Origin of the sequence: Candidatus Nitrosarchaeum limnium BG20 (assembly GCF_000241145.1) — an archaeon.
In the GTDB taxonomy this organism is placed as follows: Archaea; Thermoproteota; Nitrososphaeria; order Nitrososphaerales; family Nitrosopumilaceae; genus Nitrosarchaeum; species Nitrosarchaeum limnae.
This window is the reverse complement of sequence record NZ_AHJG01000044.1, coordinates 1-1,047: the sequence shown is the minus strand read 5'-3', so window position 1 is coordinate 1,047 and position 1,047 is coordinate 1. Positions and strand designations below refer to the sequence as shown.

The window sequence follows — 1,047 nt, the reverse complement described above, 5'->3', positions numbered from 1 at the left end:
GGTGTCACCAACCAAAGTGACCCAAAACTAGAAGAGGCAACAAAGGAAGTTTATGGAAAAGAGTTCTATGGTGGAAAACTAAAGGCTAACACTGAACAATTTTCTGGAATCAAAGTCGCATATGCCAAAGATACCATAAAAGAATGGCTAATCAAAAACAAACATGCAGATATCTTACTAGAACTAACAAACACTCCAGTTAGATGCAGATGTGGAGCTGAATGTGTTGTTAAAGTACTAAACAACCAATGGTTCCTAAACTATGGCGACAAAGATTGGAAGGAATTAGCTACCAAGTGCTTTGATGAGATGAGCATTTTACCGCAAGAAATTAGATCAGAGTTTAACTATGTAATTGGATGGTTAAGAGAGCGAGCTTGTGCAAGACAACATGGATTGGGAACCAAATTACCATGGGATAAGGACTGGATTGTAGAGAGTTTATCTGATTCTGTAATTTACATGGCGTACTATACAATTTCAAAATTTGTAAACAATGGAACACTGCATGCAGAAAAGTTATCGGGAGAATTTTTTGATTACATCTTTGTGGGCAAAGGTGATGCAAACAATGTATCTACAATTACAGGATTGTCAGTCGATACAATTAATCAAATCAAAAAAGAGTTTGATTACTTTTATCCAGTGGACTCGAGGCATTCAGGTCGCGACCTTGTTCCAAATCACTTGACATTTTTTGTCCTTAATCATGTTGCAATATTTCCTGAAAGTAACTGGCCAAAAGAGATTGTAGTTAATGGTTCTGTTCTGATGAATGGTTCAAAAATGTCAAAGAGTATGGGGAATATAATTCCACTACGAAAGGCAATACAAGATTATGGTGCAGACCCAATCAGATTGGCAATAATCATATCAGCTGAGTTGCTTCAAGATGCCGACTTTAACATGGAGTCAGTCTCTGGAATTCAAAACAAGCTAGAATCATTATTCAACGAGTGCTCGAGGCTAAAAGCTGAGAAAATTGACACTTTGGAGGCTGAAGACAAGTGGATTTTATCAAAAACTCAGAGTTTAGTGTCACAAGTT

General features: G+C 37.1%; 1 protein-coding gene. It reads left to right on the top strand.

Features of this window, described 5'->3' with window-relative positions:
* Positions 1-1,047 (top strand): class I tRNA ligase family protein (locus BG20_RS01610; RefSeq protein WP_010190021.1); only part of this gene is annotated, 1,047 nt, incomplete at both ends.